This is a genomic window from Serratia sp. Ag1 (assembly GCF_000743355.1).
Lineage (GTDB): Bacteria > Pseudomonadota > Gammaproteobacteria > Enterobacterales > Enterobacteriaceae > Chania.
Genome location: NZ_JQEI01000002.1, coordinates 1 through 17,325, shown reverse-complemented (window position 1 = coordinate 17,325; position 17,325 = coordinate 1). Strand labels below are relative to the sequence as shown.

Here is a 17,325-nt window from a genome sequence, read left to right as displayed (position 1 = left end):
AGAGAATGAAAAAAATAATACAGGGAACTACGGGGCTCATTTTGCTTATCACTTCGAGCAATGCTTGGGCTGCGGTGGTTTGTTCACCAATGAATGGCTTCCCCCTTACTGATCCTGTACAACTGACACCAGCCAATATTTCAGCTGGTGTCGACATCCCCGTAGGAACGGTAATTTATCAAGGCCGTTGGGTGAGTGGTACAACCGACCTCAGTGTCATGTCATGCGACTCAAGTGTGGATACGTCAATGTGGCTTAACGTTGCCTGGGGTATTGCTCAGGCACCTCCGCCTCTTGCCGACTGGACAGGTGGCCCGTTTGGCGGTGCAGTTTATCAGACCTCGATTCCAGATGTAGGCATTGCTATCTCTCGTAGCAACAATGCCAATACGACCATACTGGGTAAACCTAGCTATCAGTTTCCTGGCGACGTGAACAGCTTGGTAACAGGGGGGGCCTATCAGCCTTTTCCACTGTCTGCCCGTTATATTCAAACGGCTACCAAAAGCAGTGACGTCTTGCCAGGTCAGGCGAGTGGCAAAGTGGTATTTACAATCAATTATTATTGATAGATTAATGACGATGCCTGCAATATAACTGCCATACTTCAAATTGCTTGTAAGGGGTAATTTGAATTGTTGGATGAGGGGCGTCATTATCTATGCACTAAATACTTAGAGATTCAGGTTCAATTAATAATTTAATTGAGCTAATTAAACGGATTTTTATTTTATCATTAAGATGGATAATGATTATGTTTTTGAATGTAAACATAGTGACTGAAAATAATTATTTTTTTATTGGTGCACAAGAGCACTTACGCAGTGAAAGGGTAAGCACTAGAAAAATAAACCCTTCTGAGTTAAAGAATATCCCCGCAAGTTATTTTAAAAAGAATGATGTGGTAATATTCCATGCATCTCATTATATCGATGAGTTTTTATTTTTGATTTCCCTTCCTTTGTTTTTAGGTAAGGTGATATTTATTCCTCTGAACAACAGGGTGAAGTTTGACTTGGGTTTTAAGCAGTATGTTTTTTTAGATGCCCGAGTGGATATTAATATTATTTTTAATGAAATAACTAAAGTTACGACGAATGAGACTTCTAAAAAAACCTCAACCAGAAAAAGTTTAACCAAAAGAGAAGAGGCAGTAATTTTTCATACCATTAGCGGCATGGATGTACAATCTATCAGCCGTTCGTTGAGCATTTCCAGGAAAACCGTTTATGCACACAGACGGAACGCACTGCATAAATTGGGGGGACGGAATTTTTTTGAGATCTGGCCGATGAAAGAAAAAATTCTCAGATCAGAATTTTTTGATCATAACGATAACATCGGTTCATTGAGCTGTAATGTGACGCCCTAAGTAACTCGAGTTGCAGGTAGGTGGTCAGTTTGCGTAGCCCCAAGATCGTCGAACACGCCGAGGTGAGTGCAGCCAATATACCTGCAACTTTTTCTCATGCTCGATTGAGTTGTAAGAAAAAATTATTAATTTTTTATGTGGAGTATATTCTTTAACTAATTTGAGTTACTGGTAAGGTGTAATAAAGATACTCAACGATTTAATGTCGTGGGAAAAATCCCAGAGACGATTAATAGAGTTTTTTGTGAAGTTTTTTTGAATATTTCTACTGGTAATGCGATTAACCCATTCATTTATTGTGTCTTTATTTTTTTAAAAATATACATAAAAAACAATGTGTTAAATTACTATTTTAATTTTTTTAAAATTGCCCAGCAATGCTCGATCTCCCCAAAAAAGACATTTTATTTATCATCGATAAAAAAATAGAGTCTTCACAGACTAAATGAAAACTCTTATAGTGTCTGCATTGGTAATGAAGCTGTTGAGAAGATAGTTCCACTTCACTATTCTACGCCAACTCATTAAATATTTAATTTCTTCTTATTGAGTTAATGTGAAATAATCCTATTTTTATTGGCTATTTTTCATTCTATTCAATATTGAGGATTAAACCCCAGGAACGTTTCTTAATGATTAAGAGCGTTGTATTAATCGAAAGGAAAGTAATAATGAAAAAGATTCTTCTGTCTGTTGTCGCTGCCGCTGTTTTGTCTACTGGTATGGCTCATGCTGCTCAAGGCGTGAAAAAAGAGATCACCATCGTAGCCAACATTAACGATGCTATCTTTGTCTCCAAGCCAGACGGCAGCACCTGGTATGATAAAGAAGAATTGTTCGCCAAGGACTACACCCAGACTGAGTTTGCTTCTAACGACCTGCCAGTACGTGTTTACACCACTGACAACGAAGTCAACGTGTCTCTGGTTCAACCGCTGACCGTTAGCCGTGCTGATGGTGCTGAACTCTCTAACGTCGCTATCAATTTCGCGGGCAAGCCAGTCGTTCAAGGTACAGCGCTGAATGTGAAGCAGACTACGCCAATGAATGGCGGGTATGATAATACTTATACTTTGAAAATCAGCGCCAAAGCACCAACCAATGCAACCGGTTCCACCAATGGTGCATACCAGGGTGATCTGGTGATGTTATTTGAGCCAAAACTCTAATACCTGTCTTGAAATACGTTAACTAACGACTTTCATGTGGTAAAGAATAGGGCTATTTAAAATAGCCCTATTCTTGGTTTTATTTTTCCTGAGTGAAGGTAACTCTATTTTTTATTGTGGCAGGCCATCTTTTTAAAAGTAACTGATTAATTATTAAATGCGTTAAAAAAATTAATAATTAATCAGTTCTCTATTTTCTTAACATGCGGAACAAGTTTGAGATGGGCAGAATTATCTATGGATGGACAACAGGTTTGTTATTACTGACACCCTCGGCAGTTGTCTATGCTGAGGGGACTCAGATTGAATATCAGGTACCCGCCGGGTTTTCCGAGATAGAGCAGGATACGTCCATGCAATTTCTGGCGACTCTGGACAATAAACCATTACCAGGGCCCATCAGTTGGTCTGCGCAGAAAAACCGTCTGGCTTTTGATGAGGCGTTGTATCGCCAGAACGGTATTTCAGCTGAACAGGTCACACTACTGAATAAAATATTGTCGCAAATTCCTTATGCGGTCTGTCCGAACGGTTGCGACTACACCATCAATGGTCAGACGGTCTCACTGGACAAGGTGAAGCAATCGCTGACCATCACCGATGGCAACCAGCGTTATGTGCAACCCCAGACCATGATGGGTTTTGTTCACAACCAGGCATTGGATGTGCGAACCGCCTCCAATGAATACCGGGCCGTGTCGGCCTTCGGTCAGGGGTATCTTGGCCTGCCTGCGCAGAGCTACGGCTACCTGAACTGGTATTACAACGACAGCCAGAACTTTGATACCCATACGACTGACCAAGGGGTCAGTACCTGGTATCTGCAGAAGAACTTTGCCACCACGTATTTGCGCAGCGGAAGGCAGGACAGCCGCGACTTTGCCGCAGGCAGTGTCAGCACCTCGCTCAGTCCAAGCTTTGATCAGTTTGTCACTCTGGGCAGCCAGGACAACCTGAAGCGAGATAACCAGTCTGCCGGCAAAATGGTGTTGTTTGCCACCGCCGACGGTGATTACGAGTTCTATCGCGATGGGCGGCTGATCCGCCGCGTGCCTGCGGTGATTGGCCGTAACGAGATTGACTACAATCAGTTGCCTGGCGGTTTCTACAGCGTGGAAGTTCGTCTGGTCAACCGCAGTGGGCAGACCGTGAGTACCGAGAGCCAGCAGATTGCCAATATTAACTACGGTGAGGGTACCGGTTGGTACCTGACGCTGGGTAAAGCGCAAGACAGCTTGCAGAACCTCCTCAGTGCGGGAGCCAGTTTCCAGACCAACTGGTTTGCCGTCAGCAGTGCATTGCTCAAAGGTAGCGGTAATACCTGGGCGATGGAGCATAACCTCACCCGGCCCATGCAGGTTGCCGAGGTGGATGTGACGCCGACCGTGGGAGTCATGGCGGGGGAGAAGCGCGTCGGGGGATATGCCAGCCTGAGCGCGAGTCACCAGCAACTGGGTAGCCTGACGGTTTCGCAGTACCAGAATACCTCGGTGTCTGAATTTAACCAGGCCGCTAATAGCACCTCGCTGGGTTACAGCCGCCAGTTTGGTCCCACCCGCTTGGGTTACAACTACAGCAACTACGGCAACAGCGAGCGTCACCAGTTACAAAGCAACTGGAACTGGCGTGGGAACGGCGTCTGGGCGGTGATCTCTACCGGGGTACAAAAAGGCGGGTATAACAACAGCAGCAATAACTACGGGCTGTATCTGAATACCACCATCATGCTGGATCGCAACACTGGCACACTGAACGCCGCCTATAACAACGGCAAACTGCACACCGGCGGCAGCTATACCCGCGAGTTTGAAGACAGCACCGGTACTAGCTATGCGGGCGTGGACTTCAGTGAAATTGGCCGCAGCAATGCGGTGGGGCTGAATGCCCGCCGCAGCGGCACCCGTGGGGATGCTTCTGTACGCGTCGGGATCGACAACCATATCACCAGCGGCAGCTTCAACTACAACGGCATGCTGGCGGCGAGTAAAGACGGGATTGCGTTGGGGCGCACCAGCCCGAGCGGTGCCGCGATGCTGGTTACTACACCAAAACTGGGCGAGGCCAAATACGGTTTCAAGGTGGAAGGCAACCCGGTGGGCAGCGGTAGCACCTATGCCGTACCGTTGGCCAGCTATCAGGACCTGACCTTTGCTCGTGCCCAGACGGTAGACGCTAGCATGGACATGAATATCCGCCTGCCGGCCAACGTGGTGCGCGCCCATCCGGGACAGGTGTACCCGGTGAAAGCCGAGGTGGCCATGAACCTGTTGTACAACGGCTTTATGGTGGATCGCCAGGGTAATCCGGTCAGCGGAACGCTGAAAGACACGGGTGATATTGTCTACCCGAACGGTCTGTTCTCAGTGGCATCCTCCACTATCTTGAAAGAGGTGATGCTCGAAAGCAAACAGGGGCGCTATCGCTGTGACCTGAGTCAGCCAAACGGCAATTACTACACATGCGTGGCAGGTTGAGAACAGCGTCACGTTATTCCCCACTTATTGAATATGGGCAAAATGATGAAAAAAATGAGCACAATCACTCAATTCATCCTGACGGCAGGCCTGATGGCGTTGAGCCAGTTGGCACAGGCCGATGGTCAACTGATGGTGATGCCAGCACGCAGCACCGTCGAAGGTCAGCAACCGCGTACCGTGCAGGTGAGCAACCTGGGCGATAAACCGCTGTATCTGAAAGTAGATCTGGTGCGTATTGAAAACCCGGGTGAAACCCCGGAGCGCAAAACTGCGATTGGCGATATTGCCCAACCGGAGATGATGGCCAACCCGGCCAAACTGACACTGGGGCCAGGGCAGAAGCGGGATATCAATCTGGTGGCGTTGAAAGCCCCGGTCAAAGAGACAATCTATCGGCTGTATATTGTCCCGGTGTCCAGTATCAAGGTGGTGGGGGAGGACAGCAAAGATAAAATCAATGCGCCGATCACCTTTGGTGTGGCCTATGGTGTGGTGGTTCATCATCTGCCCCCGAGTGGTGCGCAAACCCACGGTTGGACTCACCAGTGCACCCCTGGCGGGTTGCAACTGACCGCGACGGGCAACGTGAGCAGCCTGTTCCGCGATTTGCAGGTTACCCCGGCGGGCAGCATGCCTGCCGAGCAAAAAGTGTTTCCGGGGACTGCGCGCGTGTTCCCGGTGAAAGCCCTGAAAGGAAACGCCGATGGCCAGCCGTTTGATGTGCGTTGCGAATAAAGTCCGCCTTGGGGGGGTGCTGTGTGCCCTGCCTTGGGGAGCCACCCAGGCGCTGATTGACATCAGCCCGAAAGTGATGGTGATGCAGGATGAACAGGCGGTGGTTCGGGTTAGCAATACCGGTGATACCCCGCAGTTTGTCAACATTCAGTTATCGCAGATAACCAACCCAGGTGTAGCACCGGAGGATGAGCAAACGATTCCGTCAGGCCTGATTAAAGACCCTTATCTGTATGCCACACCATTTAAGTTGTCACTGGGACCACGTCAGGAAAAGCCAGTGCAGTTGAAAGCGCTAAAGCAACCTGAGAGGGAAAAGGTGTATCGCTTATCGGTGCTCCCGCAACAGAGGGCCAGTCTCAGCGGCACCCATGACAGCGTGATGCTGGTTAATCTGGGGTTCAATGGATTGGTACGACAGTTGCCCATCAAGCAGATTGCCAGCTGGCAGCATCGCTGTGAAGCGGCGGGCATCCGACTGGAGGCGACCGGCACGGTACGGGTGGAATTCAGCGAACTGAAACTGAATGGTGGCAGTGTGGAAGACTTCAATGTGTATCCAGACACGCCTCGCCAGACGGCGGCACGAAGCCTGAGCGGTAAGGCACAAGGCAAGGCTTTCAGCCTGCAGTGCGGACCAGGCAGAAAATGATGACAGGAGTGAACAGATGAGGATGTGGCAACAGGTAGCAGGCACGGTGTTGCTGCTGTGGGGAGGCATTGCCAGTGCGGCAGATACCGCATTGGGGGGCGTGCCGGTCAGTATTACCCTGACCAGTCAACCGCAACTGACGGTGGAGAAACCCGGCGGGGGCTGGTACGACCAATTGATACTGAGCAACAGTGCAGGCAGTGACATCACCCGCTATCAGGCTCAGGTGCCGGTACAGGTGAGTATCCGCAACGAACGAAATTTTAGGGTGTCGCTGGTTGACCCACTGGTGCTGACCCATGAGAACGATGCCTCACTGACATTTACCACTGAACAGGTGGGGTTTGGCAGCAGTGCCACCACGCTGCAATCACTGGGTGTCACGCCAGTGGATTTCAGCAACCCGGCGCTGGTGGGTGACACCTCAACGGGCAGCTATCTGCTATCGGTGTCGGCACGCCAGCCGATGGGCGTACTGGGCAAGATATCCGGTAACTACGTCGGCAAACTGGTGTTGTTGTTCGAAGTGAAGATCTGAAATAAACCATCGGCAAGGAGCTTATTCAACCCCTTGCCAAGCAGAATTAATGGAAAATTTACGTGTAATGCGTGAAAGGAACGTATGAAGATAATATCCCATTTTACCCGTTGGTTGGCAGGGGTTTTGCTGGCGTTTGCCACCCCTGTACTGGCCTATCAGTATGACCCATCTATAACGGGGTGTAGTATTAGCAATATAGGTCCCAATCAATGGCGGGCAACCTTCATCTATGTAATAACACCATGTTCTGGGTGCTCCTCTAATACAGCGGACAACAGGTTCAGGGGGGTAATTCCGTTGATAGATGCCAATAACAAAGCAAAGCGACCCAATCAATTTGCAGGTGGTTTCCTTCAGCCAGGTACTTACGCCGATGTTGAATTCAGTAATGTAAAATCGAGTATCCCAAGCTCTATTACAGTTGATAACCTTGCATCAAACATAGTTGGAAAAAATCCCAATGCGGCTACTCCTAATGTTATTAAAGGTTCCTCAATGATTAGCGTTGATTTCAAAGTACTATGGGACAATGCCTATCCGGCGTTGTTTATATCATATGCCAATATAAAGCAGGAGCAAGCTAATGAGTCATATTGGTATGTATGGGTAACCAAAGATAGGTGTATTAATGATACTGGCGACAATACTCCTGTTCCGTTACCTCCGGTTGACGAAGTCTTCCCGACAGAACCGTCATTTACTCTTAAATCTGCCGTATGGGATTTAGGAACGGTAGATGTGGCGAGTGTACCTGACGTTGCTGTTGCCGGGCCAGGTCATGCGGCCTCGATTAACAATATTAGCAACAACAACCTGTGTATCAGCTATGCGACAGCTGGGGTGAAGAACAACACCTATGCCTTGGGCGTCACCAACAGTAGCAGCACTCAAGGGGGACGGAATCTATACACGGTGCAGGGGGCGAACAACAGTTCCTTATTCTATAACCTGCAACTGGTGAGCAATGATGGTGTGACGGGCAATAATTTTGACTTCCCGGCGGGCACCACCAAATATATCGCCTTGTCGCAAGCGGCAAGTGGTGTGGATAAACGTAGCGAAATGTGCTGGACTCCAAAAATAAACTTGTTCAGGAATGCATCGACCCGCGCAGGTGTACATAGCGACACGGTGAGTTTTATTATTACTCCGAAAGCATAAATATCATACTTGATAGAGTTCAGGTGATGAGTTGCAGCCAGTAATCACCTATTTGCATCTTAAAGTTTGTTGGATTTCTCCATCTGAACATGGAGCGAATGAGCGTGTTTTATAAGTTATCATGAAGAAAAAAGTCGTATTGCAATGCCCTTGTTATTTCACTTCGACAGGGTTGGAGGTGTTGCTGGAAAACACATCATTACATGAACCATTTGATATTATTATCAATGTGGGGGATGTAAGGGATTGTGAGGGTTGTTTTGGTTTCTTGCTGGCGGCTGATATTATTTTCTTAACATTGAGTCATAATGAATATAATCCTGTGCCACTTATTAAATTAATAAAAAACTTATCCAAGATACATCACAAAGCTAAAGTGTTACTCATGATGGATAAAAGTGACCCTCTGATGGAGTACTTCTCCGGAATCAATGAAATCAACGCTATTCTGGATGCTTCAGCTCCCTTAGATGAGTTTCAAGAGCGCTTAAAGGCATTTTTAGCAACCGAAAAGAAAAATGAATTTAATAATAAAACTAGCGTATTGCTCTCAACGCGTGAGTTGATGGTGTTAAATATGCTGTTGAGCGGAAAAACGCCGACTGCAATAGCAAATCATTTGAAGCTAAATTATAAAACAGTGAGTCACCATAAACGCTCAGCCCTCAAAAAAATGGGGGTTAGAACATGGCATTCACTATTTATATAGTTAGGCATGATAACCATCTCAACGTCAACTTAGTACGGTTACAAGATGAATTATAGGGGGGTATCTCTTTATTGATTTTTTTAAAAATTTTTGTAAATTATTTTTATTAAAATGAATAAATTAGCACGCTTATAATTCAAAGTTAATTGCAAATCAAACACTTATTTAAAAAGGGTGTTGGAATAAACAGGTCAAGTAATAAGATTTATCTTGTTTAACCTGGAAAAGTAAAAACTTTAATGGAATAATCTTTTAGATAAATAATTCACTCATGAAAAACTTACCAAAATCGAGTCACCTGCAAGTATTCCAGTCAATTATACAATATGGCAGTTTTCGTGCGGCCGCGAAAGTCTTGAATCAAACCCAACCTGCCTTGACACGTTCAATCAATGAGCTTGAAAGGGCGATGGGAACGTCACTCATGGTGCGCGGCCCTGGTGGGGTTGTGCTTACTGAAGCTGGCAAATTGTTAGAACCCCGTATTCATTTAATATTGGGTGAACTGGAGCGTGCGGTAGATGCAGTCGCACACATAAGCTATTCATCGAAAGGGAAGGTTGTATTAGGGAGTTCTGCCTTACCATTTTTCACTATGTTACCCTTGGCAATAAAACGGTTTCAGAAAAAGTTCCCACTGGTTAACATTCATCTTGCCGAGGGGCAATATCTTGAATTGTTGTCTGGAGTGCGCTCAGGTAAACTGGACTTTGCTATTGGTATCATCTCCGATAATATTTCAGTGAGTGAGTTTATTGAAGAACCGTTTTTCAGCACTGCATTCTGTATATTAGCTCGGCGAGGACATCCGTTGAGGAGTTCTCGTTCAATAAAACAGCTTGGAGGCGCAGGCTGGTATTTGCCTGCTTCAAATCAAGGCCACTACAGTAAGTTAGAAAAGGTCTTGTTTCCTGATGGTGAGGGGCAGCAGACTATTATTCGAGGTGACTCTCTCACCGCAGGATTACAAATGATACTGGAAGCTGACTTCTTGACGGTCGCCTCCAAAGAAATGCTTAAGGTGCCTTATTTGAGTGAACACTTGTGTATGATACCAATTAATGAGGTTCTGCCAGAGGCAACCTACAGTTTTATCTACTCCCAGCGTCTACCACTAACGCTGGTCGCCAGGAATTTTATAGATCAACTTCACTGGGAGTGTAGGAGTTACACTTGGGGTTGATTATATTGAAATAATAAGATTGTATGTTATAGCTAAATAAGTGCGTATTGCTGGCGTGGTATTTGACCTGTCCCACTTCTGATTCGGTCCATTGGCGGTAAAGTCCTGCTTCAGCAAGTTTTCAGACACCGGTAGGCCATGTCTGCGGTAACTGACCGAGCTGAACCAGCGCGAAGCCTTTACGTGCAACCCTTGACGCCTGCGATGGTTTTGACGTTGTACGCCAGAAGCTCATCAGTAAGACGCGGCTTACCATACCGCTGTTTTGCATCACTGAATGTTTTTCGAACGGCATTGCAGATAAGACGGAACTGCTGGCATGGGGTTATCTGATGTTGATGTAAACGCTAGGCATACCGGCCGTTGCGGGCGACAGGCGCTATCATGATGAGTCAGTTTCTGAGCGATAAGTGGCACGGCTGATGTAGGTTTCGAAAACAGCGAAGATTATAAAACTATTTTTTGATTATTTATTTTTTCTGACACTATGATATAGATATGCAAAAAAGTAGAGAGAAGCTCATTAAATATATAAAAAACAGTTGGTTAAGCATTTTTGGTGAAACTCTTTTTATTTTTCCTTCACAAAGGATATTTATCAAAAAGCGTTTTTTTTATCGTTGATAAAAAAATATAATCTTCACAAGTCAATAGAAAAATCTTATAGTAATCGCATGAGTAACGAAGAGTTATTGTATGTATATACTGCTCACAATATTCCGCTATATATAGTAGAAAGATAGTTTTCATTACATTAAGTATAGCAAGGTTTTTTTGGATTTTAGGGAAAGTAACTCTACGTTTCATTATATAACCACAAAAAATTCAAGTTAATAGCCATGTCGGTAGTGCTGCACATGCTAATTATACATATTGAACAGGTTAGATTAATTTACTGGCGATTTAATAGTCGCATGATTTGCACGCTCAATTTTTCGGGGTGTTGCAAGAAATAAATAAATTTTGCAAGGCAAATTAATGAGTGAATTTGTCGATAAAATCATTCGGTATTTTGGTGTCAAGATAATACCAGAAAACCTGAATAAGTACCCTTAGGGGTCTGAAACAGCATTGCCGTAGATTATAGACTTCAATAAGAAGCCCTCGACGGTAATGTAAAAACTATAGATGTAATAAAGGTAAGTATAAATGTTGAATCACCTGCAAAAAACCGTTTGTGCACTGGCTGTATTGGCTACCACTTCTCTGCCTGTATTGGCTGGAAGCATCGATGTGCGTGTTATCGGTACCATCGACCCAGCAGCTTGCACCCCAACCCTCTCCGGTGGAGGCACTGTCGACTACGGCACTATCAAACCTACTGCCCTGACTACCGATGCTTTTACCGTATTGCCAGAAAAGCAGTTGGATTTCGCCATCAACTGTGATGCCCCGGCTAAAGTGGCCATTACTGCACACTCACAACGTGGGGCGAGTGCAGTCAAAACTGATGGCACACTGACAGAGATAGCTAGTATTCCTGGAATCTTCGGTAGTACTGGAAGCACTGCTACTGTCGGCCTGGGTCTGGATGGGACAAAAGGCATCGGCGGTTATGCTATCCGACTGGCTGCAGGTACCATGACCGCTGATGGCGTTGCAGTAGATTCTATTATATCAAATAGCAATACCACTTCGTGGGGAAGTACTCTTTTTGGCAACCTGTTTACTAGCATAGAAAACAAACGTTATTCCTCTTGGGCCAAAACAGGCACCACTACTCCAATCGCTTTCACCACTCTGGCGGGCAAACTGGGCGTTCAGGCATATATCAACAAGGCCTCTGAGCTGGACCTGACCAAACCGGTTGTTCTGGATGGCCTGACCACACTTGAGCTGGTGTACCTATAATTTATCTATCAAGCTGCGGACCCTCCCCAGCTTTTGATCAGTGTTCCGATCCAGTCTGTAAATCAGGGGTTACCTTAACCCCTGATTTTACTCTTCCCCTACGATTAAGCTGAAAGGTGAAAAATCATGACTTCTGTCTCTCTTTTCAAAACCAGTGTTATTGCCCTGCTGTTGGCATCGGTGGGTGCCCATGCTACCGGCATGGTACCGGAATCCTCGGTGGTGATTGTTGATCAGGGTGATGGTGAAAGTGCTATCAATGTCAAAAATACCGATACCTTCCCAGTGTTGCTAGTCACCACGCTGGAAAATACCAAAGATGACACCGAAATCCTGTTAACCGTCACGCCACCGGCGGCACGTGTCGAACCAGGCAAGAGCCAGCGCGTGCGCTTTATCATGACCAGCAAGACGCCGTTGAAAACCGAACGTTTGAAACGCGTCATCTTTGAAGGCGTTCCGCCACAGCAGAAAGGCAAGAGCGAATTGCGTATGACCGTGCGCCAGAATCTGCCGGTGATTATCCGCCCTGCCGGGCTGGAAAAAGACTTGGCGCCCTGGAAACGCCTGACCTGGAAATTGAACGGCAACAGCATGGTGGTTAACAATCCGTCACCTTATGTGGTGCGCCTGGGTCAGAGTGTTCAGACTCTGCCGGATAACACCAATTGGACTCTGCCAAATACTTACGTCTTGCCGGGCCAGACTCTGACACTCACTCCAGACGGGAATAAAAAAGCTGGTGTGGCCCAACAAGTACGCATCTCTCCGGCCACTACCTGGGGCTATACCGTCAACAGCTACGATGCTCCACTGAGCAAATAACAGGATATTACTGGTGCAATACAAACTTCATCATACGTCTAGCCGCCACCCTGCTCGCTCAGCACTCTCGTTAGCACTGCTTAGCGCACTGGCTATTCCTCCGCTGGCTTTGGCCGATACGGACGCCAAGCCTATGGATGATGTTGAATTCGACGTGCAAGCTATGAAGAGCAGCGGAATAGACCCCAAAGTGGCCGAGCTGTTCCGTAATGCACCACGCTTTATGCCCGGTGAAACCACGGTCACTCTGAGCGTAAACGGCAGCAGTCGCGGTAAAGTACAGGCTCGCTTTGACAGTGAAGGCCATTTGTGTGCCGATCAGGCTTTTCAGAAACAGGCAGGGATCCTGGTTCCACCCGGCTTTACTGAAAGCGCCCCCTGTTTCGATTTGAAAAGCGCCTGGCCGCAGACTGAACTGAATCTCAATCCGGGTGAAGAACGTGTTGCTCTGGTACTACCGCCACAGGCGGTTGCGGCTCCGGGCAGCGAGAGTGGTAACTGGAATCACGGTGGCTTTGCCGGCATGCTCAATTACCAGGCACAATATATGGATTCTGCCGGTTCTACGGCAGGCATCAATTTTATGCAACTCGGTACTGAAGCCGGGTTTAATTTCAGTGACTGGATCATACGCAGCCGCCAGACCTTCACCCGCTTTAACAGCAAAAACAGCGTGCAGCATCAGGGTGCCTACGCGCAACGCAGCTTCACCGATATCAAAAAAGTGCTGCAGGCCGGGCAGGTTAGCCTCTCCAACTCGCTGTTCGGTACGGGTCAAGTGCTGGGTTTCCAGATGTTCCCTGAAGCAGCATTGGTCGGTAACCGCGGCGGTGCTGGGCTGGTTGAAGGCATTGCCGACAGCCAGTCGGTAGTAGAAGTTCGTCAGTCGGGCGCGTTGATTTACAGTACCACAGTGCCTGCCGGGCCTTTCCGCCTGCAAGGGTTCTCGTTACTCAATACCCGTACCGATCTTGACGTCGCCATTACCGGCAGTTCGGGTGAAAAACGCCAGTTTACTGTGCCAGCCTCAGCCTTCCTGCTCAATGGGACAGCCGTCGCACCGGGTCTCTCCTTCGGTGCCGGTAAGCTGGACCAGCAAGGCAGTAGTGAATCCCCCCTATTGGCCACCGCCGCCACCGGCTGGCAACTGACACCGCATACGGCGCTGAATGCCGGTGTGCTAGGTTCATCCCCCTACCGTGCTGGCGCGCTCAGGCTAGATACGCAGCCTTTTGATGAAACGCAGTTGTCATTACAGACCACGTTGGCGCAGGATGAAAAACACAGTAAAAACGGTGCCTCAATTGTTGCGTCATTTAACCGTAGCATCACCGAACGGGTGTCGGTGAATGCCAATGCCAGCCAGCAAACGAGTGGCTACCGCGAACTGAGTGACGCCTTGCAGGCTGAATCGCAGGATAACTCGGCAAGAAACCGCAATCAGTTTGGTGGTGGTTTGAGTTGGGCGCAGGAATCAATCGGCAGCCTGTCACTCTCTTGGGTACGGACCAACACCTTTGATAGCGACCACACCGATTACGTACGTAGCGGATGGAGCAAACAGATCGCTAGCGTCTTTGTTGGTGCCAGCTTGGAGCACAGTACCGGTAGCCGTACAACCGAGGCTGAAAACCGTGCCTACCTGACGGTCAATATACCATTTGGCAGCCGCAGCATCAGCAGCTATGTCAACAGTGCCAGCAACGGCAGCCGGGCCGGGATACGCTATAGCGATCGTTCCAGCCAGGACCGTGGCTGGAGCCTGATGAGTGAGCGCGACTTCAGCAACCAGAGTACGTCAACTGGTGCCACTCTCGACATGGTCACACCCATTAGCCAGTTCAGCGGCGGTCTTACCCACCGTTCTGACAACATCACCACCTGGTCGGCACGTGCCACGGGCGGAATAGTTGCGCACCATGGCGGCGTCACGCTGTCGCCTTACAACGTTGGCGATACCTTTGGCATTGCCAAAATTGGTGATGAAGCGGGTGTACGCATAGAGACTCCTGCTGGCCCGACCTGGACCGACCGCCGTGGCTACGCGGTAATACCCACACTGAATGGCTTCAAGCGTTCCGCCGTGCAGGTGGATACCCGTAGCCTAGGTAAAAATGTCGATATTGATAACGCCTTGCAGGAAACCGAAGCCGCTCGCGGTTCGGTCAGTTACTTCAATTTTGATGTGGTGCGTACCCGCCGGGTACTGGTTGAGGCGCAAGATACACAGGGGCGACCGTTACCGTACGGTGCCAGCGTATTTGATAGCGCAGGTAATTTTGTCACCGTCGTGGGTGAAAAAGGCAGCCTGTTTATTCCTGATGCAGCCAACGACATGACGCTTGAGGTACAGAACTCAGGTAAGACTATTTGCCGCCTGAAGCTCACGCTGCCAGAAAAGAGCCAGCAAAATGAATTGTATGAAACTGCAACCGTCAAATGCCGCTAATCACAGGAGTTTTATGATGAAAATAGGTTATATCGTCCTGTTAATGGGGGTGTTGCTCAGCCAGGCCGTGTGTGCCACTTCCCCCGTAGTGAGCGATCCCTCACTTCAGCCACCAACGTTGCCAATGGACAGCAGTTGTAACCTGTCTGTCGGCAACAGCGTGATTGACTATGGCAGTCAATCACGCTGGCAGATGCAAAGCGCTACCACTGGGGTCAATACAGTGACCCCCGGCAAACGTATCTTGATGCTGAACGTGGTGTGCCCCTACACCCAGACTATGCGCCTGGCACTGCGCGGAGATTTGCGTTATGGCGAACGCGGTAGCACGGTGGCTCGCCTGTTTGATGTGCAAATGGACGGCCACAGTGTGCAGGTGGCCAACACCACGCCCAGCGGGATAATAACCGGTACCCCGACCGACGCCCAGGTGTTACAGGCAGGACAAACGGTGGCTGCCGTCCTGAATGGGCAGTTGGCCAAAGGTAAAGCCCTCTCAGCACGTTTGGAAATAGAGCCAACACTACCGGAGGCCGAAGCCAGAGTCTCTGCCAGAAAGATGAATGAGTCCACGTTGACATTGGAATTGGTGAAGTGATGTGAGGTCTGCGAGTTTTCGCCATTGTAGCTCGTGTAATAAATAAGTTTCATGTGAGTCACCAAAAGACATCTAGACATCTTTATGTTTGGATGTCTTTTGGTGTTATTAGTAGTACTGCCTGCCTCTGTCAGTGTTGTGTGAAAGATCGGGTTTCTTTGCGATAGCCCGGATGCTCATTCCCCGTTTGTGCAGTATTTTAATTTCCATACGAATCTCAAAATTGATCATAAGCTCCCTGTATTCAGAGAATTAGATTAACCCTTGGATCAATTTTCAACCGTTGGGATGGGTCAGTTTTGCACCGTTGGAAAAGCTGGCTTAGCAAAAAGAAGGGAGGATTTACTAATGAAATGGACACCTCCCCACATTCGGCTTCAATGAGCCATGCTGTCAGTGTATGCCAACAGCAAAATGAAAGAGGTGTCCAATGGAGCAAATTATCGGAATTGATCTGGCAAAGCGAATTTTTCAGGTGAATATCGTGTCTGTGCAGGGCGAGAAGAAAGCAAACAAAATGATCACCCGTGAAAAACTGATGGCGTTTATTGCTCAGCAGCCTCCATCCCGTATTGTGATGGAAGCGTGCGGCAGTGCGAATTACTGGTCCCGTCAGTTCAGGCAATACGGGCATGACGTCAGACAAATCAGTCCACAGTATGTCGCTCCTTTCAGGATGGGCAGTAAAAACGATAAAAATGATGCTGTGGCAATTGTAGAAGCTGACAGTCGCCCGGGTATGCGCTACGTGCCGGAGAAATCTATCGAACAACAGGATATTCAGTGTCTGCACCGGGTTCGCCAGCGGCTGATGAAAAACAAAACCGCGCTGATTAACCAGATACGGGGACTGGGCCTAGAATATGGTATCGCCATACCGGAAGGAGCCCATAAAATTATGGCCTGTCTGCCAGATTACCTGGAGGATGCGGAAAATGAGCTCACCACACTCAGTCGGCAGCTGTTCCATGAAATGTTGCAGGAGCTGCAGGACTGTAAGCAGCGGCTAAAAGAGCTGGATATCCGTCTGGCGCTTATTAGCCAGCAAAATGAGGATACTCTCCGGCTGGAAAGCATACCCGGTATCGGGCCACTGGGCGCTTCAGCCCTGACGGTGGCCCTGGGTGGCAGCACTGATTTTCAGAATGGCCGGCATTTTGCCAGCTATCTGGGCCTGGTTCCGAAAGAGTACAGCAGCGGCGGCAAAGTAAGGCTACTCGGGATAACAAAACGTGGAGATAGTTATCTGCGTGGACTACTTATCCATGGAGCCCGCTCAGTAGTTTACCGGGCCATCAACCTCCCGGAAGAGCGGTGTGGCAGTCTCCAACGGTGGCTGAAAGGTATTATTGCCCGGAGCGGCGTCAACAAAGCCGTAGTGGCGCTGGCCAACAAAAATGCCCGAATAGCCTGGGCGCTTATAAACCAGAAAGCAGCGTACATGGCTAAGTAACTAACTGATTTTAATAAGTCCAACGAGTTGATGTACTGACAGGTAGAACCGACTCTCTGTGAACCTGGCAAATAGCAGGGCTGTAATAAGCCATGGCACTAATGAGGTCAGAGAGTACGGATGTTCATCATGTCAACAACACCGCCTAAT

The 17,325-nt window shown here is 48.1% G+C and carries 15 protein-coding genes and 2 pseudogenes; 15 read left to right on the top strand and 2 right to left on the bottom strand.

What is annotated here, in order from left to right:
• Window positions 1-5: 5 nt before the first annotated feature.
• The 10 genes from IV04_RS25945 to IV04_RS00415 all read left to right on the top strand — a co-directional run bounded on the left by IV04_RS25945 (window position 6) and on the right by IV04_RS00415 (window position 9,999).
• Window positions 6-569, top strand: a complete 564-nt coding sequence (locus IV04_RS25945) for a type 1 fimbrial protein (protein WP_152562774.1) — start codon at window positions 6-8, stop codon at window positions 567-569.
• A gap of 185 nt (window positions 570-754) precedes the next feature.
• Window positions 755-1,372: a LuxR C-terminal-related transcriptional regulator gene (locus IV04_RS00455; protein WP_037401674.1), complete on the top strand. Its 618-nt coding sequence runs from the start codon at window positions 755-757 to the stop codon at window positions 1,370-1,372.
• A 671-nt stretch (window positions 1,373-2,043) separates the two neighbouring features.
• Window positions 2,044-2,541, top strand: coding sequence for a CS1 type fimbrial major subunit (locus tag IV04_RS00450; RefSeq protein ID WP_037401677.1), 498 nt, complete (start codon window positions 2,044-2,046; stop codon window positions 2,539-2,541).
• Between the two features lie 353 nt (window positions 2,542-2,894).
• Window positions 2,895-5,015: a TcfC E-set like domain-containing protein gene (locus IV04_RS00445; RefSeq protein ID WP_051916496.1), complete on the top strand. Its 2,121-nt coding sequence runs from the start codon at window positions 2,895-2,897 to the stop codon at window positions 5,013-5,015.
• Between the two features lie 54 nt (window positions 5,016-5,069).
• On the top strand, window positions 5,070-5,753 hold the full coding sequence (locus IV04_RS00440) for a hypothetical protein (protein ID WP_051916541.1): 684 nt from the start codon (window positions 5,070-5,072) through the stop codon (window positions 5,751-5,753).
• Window positions 5,722-6,405, top strand: coding sequence for a hypothetical protein (locus IV04_RS00435; protein ID WP_051916494.1), 684 nt, complete (start codon window positions 5,722-5,724; stop codon window positions 6,403-6,405). Before IV04_RS00440 ends, IV04_RS00435 begins: the two co-directional genes overlap by 32 nt.
• 16 nt (window positions 6,406-6,421) lie before the next feature.
• Window positions 6,422-6,943: a hypothetical protein gene (locus IV04_RS00430; protein WP_152562772.1), complete on the top strand. Its 522-nt coding sequence runs from the start codon at window positions 6,422-6,424 to the stop codon at window positions 6,941-6,943.
• A 300-nt stretch (window positions 6,944-7,243) separates the two neighbouring features.
• Window positions 7,244-8,107 carry a hypothetical protein gene (locus IV04_RS00425; RefSeq protein WP_152562771.1) on the top strand — a complete coding sequence of 288 codons (864 nt, stop codon included), beginning with the start codon at window positions 7,244-7,246 and terminating at the stop codon, window positions 8,105-8,107.
• Window positions 8,108-8,228: 121 nt separating this feature from the next.
• On the top strand, window positions 8,229-8,816 hold the full coding sequence (locus IV04_RS00420) for a LuxR C-terminal-related transcriptional regulator (RefSeq protein WP_037401699.1): 588 nt from the start codon (window positions 8,229-8,231) through the stop codon (window positions 8,814-8,816).
• A 271-nt stretch (window positions 8,817-9,087) separates the two neighbouring features.
• On the top strand, window positions 9,088-9,999 hold the full coding sequence (locus IV04_RS00415) for a LysR substrate-binding domain-containing protein (RefSeq protein WP_037401702.1): 912 nt from the start codon (window positions 9,088-9,090) through the stop codon (window positions 9,997-9,999).
• Window positions 10,000-10,014: 15 nt separating this feature from the next.
• Here IV04_RS00415 and IV04_RS25940 read toward each other — a convergent pair.
• Window positions 10,015-10,337, bottom strand: a pseudogene (locus IV04_RS25940) (IS3 family transposase); the annotation flags it as partial.
• 811 nt (window positions 10,338-11,148) lie between these two features.
• Between IV04_RS25940 and IV04_RS00410 the strand changes: the two are divergent.
• The 4 genes from IV04_RS00410 to IV04_RS00395 all read left to right on the top strand — a co-directional run bounded on the left by IV04_RS00410 (window position 11,149) and on the right by IV04_RS00395 (window position 15,722).
• A complete protein-coding gene (locus IV04_RS00410; RefSeq protein ID WP_037401705.1) occupies window positions 11,149-11,850 on the top strand; it encodes a DUF1120 domain-containing protein in 702 nt (233 codons plus the stop codon).
• Window positions 11,851-11,976: 126 nt separating this feature from the next.
• Window positions 11,977-12,675 carry a fimbria/pilus chaperone family protein gene (locus IV04_RS00405; protein ID WP_072010795.1) on the top strand — a complete coding sequence of 233 codons (699 nt, stop codon included), beginning with the start codon at window positions 11,977-11,979 and terminating at the stop codon, window positions 12,673-12,675.
• 13 nt (window positions 12,676-12,688) lie between these two features.
• Complete coding sequence (locus IV04_RS00400) at window positions 12,689-15,124, top strand: fimbria/pilus outer membrane usher protein (protein ID WP_231566295.1); 2,436 nt, start codon at window positions 12,689-12,691, stop codon at window positions 15,122-15,124.
• A 13-nt stretch (window positions 15,125-15,137) separates the two neighbouring features.
• Window positions 15,138-15,722, top strand: a complete 585-nt coding sequence (locus IV04_RS00395; RefSeq protein WP_197062185.1) for a fimbrial protein — start codon at window positions 15,138-15,140, stop codon at window positions 15,720-15,722.
• 126 nt (window positions 15,723-15,848) lie between these two features.
• On the opposite strand, the pseudogene IV04_RS25935 reads toward IV04_RS00395, so the two are convergent.
• Window positions 15,849-15,953: pseudogene (locus tag IV04_RS25935) on the bottom strand (helix-turn-helix domain-containing protein); the annotation flags it as partial.
• Window positions 15,954-16,152: 199 nt separating this feature from the next.
• Here IV04_RS25935 and IV04_RS00390 point away from each other — a divergent pair.
• Entirely contained in the window at window positions 16,153-17,175 is a 1,023-nt protein-coding gene (locus IV04_RS00390) for an IS110 family transposase (protein WP_037401708.1), read from the top strand.
• The last annotated feature ends 150 nt before the right edge of the window (window positions 17,176-17,325 follow it).

Coding starts and splice junctions, on each gene's coding strand:
- IV04_RS25945 (WP_152562774.1), top strand. CDS start 6: ATGAAAAAAATAATACAGGGAACTACGGGGCTCATTTTGCTTATCACT.
- IV04_RS00455 (WP_037401674.1), top strand. CDS start 755: ATGTTTTTGAATGTAAACATAGTGACTGAAAATAATTATTTTTTTATT.
- IV04_RS00450 (WP_037401677.1), top strand. CDS start 2,044: ATGAAAAAGATTCTTCTGTCTGTTGTCGCTGCCGCTGTTTTGTCTACT.
- IV04_RS00445 (WP_051916496.1), top strand. CDS start 2,895: ATGCAATTTCTGGCGACTCTGGACAATAAACCATTACCAGGGCCCATC.
- IV04_RS00440 (WP_051916541.1), top strand. CDS start 5,070: ATGAGCACAATCACTCAATTCATCCTGACGGCAGGCCTGATGGCGTTG.
- IV04_RS00435 (WP_051916494.1), top strand. CDS start 5,722: ATGGCCAGCCGTTTGATGTGCGTTGCGAATAAAGTCCGCCTTGGGGGG.
- IV04_RS00430 (WP_152562772.1), top strand. CDS start 6,422: ATGAGGATGTGGCAACAGGTAGCAGGCACGGTGTTGCTGCTGTGGGGA.
- IV04_RS00420 (WP_037401699.1), top strand. CDS start 8,229: ATGAAGAAAAAAGTCGTATTGCAATGCCCTTGTTATTTCACTTCGACA.
- IV04_RS00415 (WP_037401702.1), top strand. CDS start 9,088: ATGAAAAACTTACCAAAATCGAGTCACCTGCAAGTATTCCAGTCAATT.
- IV04_RS00410 (WP_037401705.1), top strand. CDS start 11,149: ATGTTGAATCACCTGCAAAAAACCGTTTGTGCACTGGCTGTATTGGCT.
- IV04_RS00405 (WP_072010795.1), top strand. CDS start 11,977: ATGACTTCTGTCTCTCTTTTCAAAACCAGTGTTATTGCCCTGCTGTTG.
- IV04_RS00395 (WP_197062185.1), top strand. CDS start 15,138: ATGATGAAAATAGGTTATATCGTCCTGTTAATGGGGGTGTTGCTCAGC.
- IV04_RS00390 (WP_037401708.1), top strand. CDS start 16,153: ATGGAGCAAATTATCGGAATTGATCTGGCAAAGCGAATTTTTCAGGTG.